This window comes from Solemya pervernicosa gill symbiont (genome assembly GCF_002020875.1).
Classification (GTDB): domain Bacteria; phylum Pseudomonadota; class Gammaproteobacteria.
The window spans coordinates 1-2,314 of record NZ_MPRL01000152.1 but is presented as its reverse complement, the minus strand read 5'-3'; the positions used below and the strand labels follow the sequence as shown (position 1 = coordinate 2,314).

Sequence of the window (2,314 nt, the reverse complement as noted above, 5' to 3'; positions counted from 1 at the left end):
TCGGGGCGCCGTAGGCATAAACGGTCGCGTTAAGTATTTGCCGCTTGCTTGGGCTTGGATGCCCAAAACAAGCTTCCGCAAAAATAGCGACTCCCCGACGCCATGGATAGCGAAGCGGGGCGGTTAGGCTTTAGTTGTCGATGCCGTCTGCATCTTCTACGTCCTTTGCGCTCGATTTCAACTACGAATATGTAGACGGCGTTGGCTACTGGGGGCTAACCGTCCTCGCATCGGTCTTAATGGCGGTCAGAGAGCGTCAAGCTATTGAGAAACAACTATTACTAGCATGTGACATGCTAGTGCTTTTAGGATTAATGTTAGGGGGTGCGCAGGTATGACTTTGCAGATTATCATACTAAATATTTGGTGTAATGTGTGAATAATGTAATATTTAATGGTGTAACACAAATGCTTGGATACGGACTATCAGGAGTAATTCTTCTGTTTTCTATCTTAATATTTGTGCTCTTAAAAAACGAGCAAAATAAAAAAAAACCACGAGCAGAGATGTTGAGAATTATTAAGTTATTTATGATAACTAATGCTATCGCTTCTACGATGTTATTTGTGAGTAGTTATATAGACATGTCAAGCGATGATAATCTGGGTGGTCATTGGGAGCTGCACAGGGGTAATAAAAGGATTTACACAACACAGTCCGATATTCATCATGTGAAAAATCTTATTCGAGGAATATATATATATCACATAAATTCAAAAGAGCCTATTTACGGTTGCTATGAAGGTTTTTATAAGAACCGCCATATGTCAGGAACTTGGATGGAAAGAAAAACTCCGTTCAATATTGATAGCGCGTGTGAGAGCGAAGGATTAGTTGCTTCTGGGACACTGAGTTTCATCGTAAATGATAGCTTTGATGCGTTTTCTGGGAAATATATGACTGATACAGATATCAATGAGGTTCAATATTTATTTCAAGGTACAAGGGGTTAAAATAAGTCTCTCCAGTTTAACGGGTACTTTTAATAAGCGACAGGACTTCCTTCGTTTCCGTGGACGGACTTCCTTCATTTCCGTGGACACTCAACCTAATTTTGCCATCTGCTCTTCGTACGCCTGAGGACTGATGTTTCCTAGGTGCTGATGGCGTCTTGCCCTATTATAAAACACTTCGATGTAATCGAATATTTCCGCTCTAGCCTCTTCACGTGTTTTAAAGATGTGTCGCCTACGCTGACCGCTGTGTAGAGCCGCGAAGAGGTGATTACGCAACGTACGCAGGACGGTCGGGGCGCCGCAGGCATAAACGGTCGCGTTAAGTTTTTGCTGTTTGCTTGGGCCTGGATGCCCAAAACAAGCTTCCGCAAAAATAACGACTCCCCGAATTTTCTCTTTCTTCAAGCTACTGAAGAAGGATTCAGCGGCTGCATTATCATAACAATTTCCCCGACGACTCATGCTGGGTATCAAGTTATTGGTTTTGCAGAACCGAGTCCACTCATCACTGCTGTATTGTGAGCCTTGATCAGAATGTATAACCACGTCTTGTTCAGGAGTGCGTCTCCAGATAGCCATTAACAATGCATCCAGAACAATCTCTTTGGCCAGGGTGGTTTTCATCGACCAGCCAATGATCATGCGTGAATAAAGGTCCATCACTACTGCGAGATACAACCATCCTTCGTAGGTGCGAATATAGGTGATGTCTGTCACCCAGGCACGATCCGGTTTTTTCCTACATGCTCACCCAGCTCTCGCAGGTCACAGAGCACACGTGGCGAGCCATAGGTTCGGCCGCTCGCCTCATGGGGCTCTCTGATTAGGCCTAGTAATCGCTCGTCCTCGAGCGACCGTTGCGAGGGTGGCCTGACTAACCAAGCGTAGTAACCGCTTCGTGACACACCTAGCACACGACACAGGCGCTGGACTGGATAGCGCTCCAGATTCTGCAGAATATATGCGTACTTCACTCCGGGTTTCTGGCGAAGTATGCGGCCGCTTTTTTTAGAATGTCACGATCATCCTTGGCACGCTGTAGCTCTTCCTTGAGTTTAAGTTTTTCCCGCCTAACTTCCTTGATCTCGGCTTCATAGCGATCTGTTGCGTTGGGGGCGTAAGCCTTGACCCACTTGTAGAGGCTCTGAACTGAAACCCCCAGGCGCTTGGCCACATCAGATACCGTATAGCCCCTTTCAACAACCTGCCGCACGGCTTCTTGCTTGAATTCCTCGGCAAACTTTCCGTTTCCCATCACTGGACTTCCCCTAACGCCGTAGACACCTGACAATGTCCAAAAAGGACAAGGCAGGTGTTTATGACTTTCAAACGATATACAGAAGAATTCCGTGCAGAG

2 protein-coding genes and 2 pseudogenes are annotated in these 2,314 nt (G+C 46.0%); 1 reads left to right on the top strand and 3 read right to left on the bottom strand.

Annotated elements, in window-relative coordinates; genetic code table 11:
• Window positions 1-375: 375 nt before the first annotated feature.
• The gene (locus tag BOW52_RS16810) at window positions 376-954 is read left to right on the top strand and encodes a hypothetical protein (RefSeq protein WP_135622626.1); all 579 of its coding nucleotides are present in this window, start codon (window positions 376-378) and stop codon (window positions 952-954) included.
• A 90-nt stretch (window positions 955-1,044) separates the two neighbouring features.
• Here the strand turns inward: BOW52_RS16810 and BOW52_RS17650 are convergent.
• From BOW52_RS17650 to BOW52_RS17225, 3 genes and pseudogenes are all read right to left on the bottom strand, one after another.
• Window positions 1,045-1,191 (bottom strand): annotated as a pseudogene (locus BOW52_RS17650) (IS3 family transposase); the annotation flags it as partial.
• Window positions 1,192-1,344: 153 nt separating this feature from the next.
• Window positions 1,345-1,925 (bottom strand): annotated as a pseudogene (locus BOW52_RS18040) (IS3 family transposase); the annotation flags it as partial.
• Window positions 1,926-1,927: 2 nt separating this feature from the next.
• On the bottom strand, window positions 1,928-2,314 hold a 387-nt coding region (locus BOW52_RS17225; protein ID WP_236725808.1), incomplete at its 5' end, for a transposase.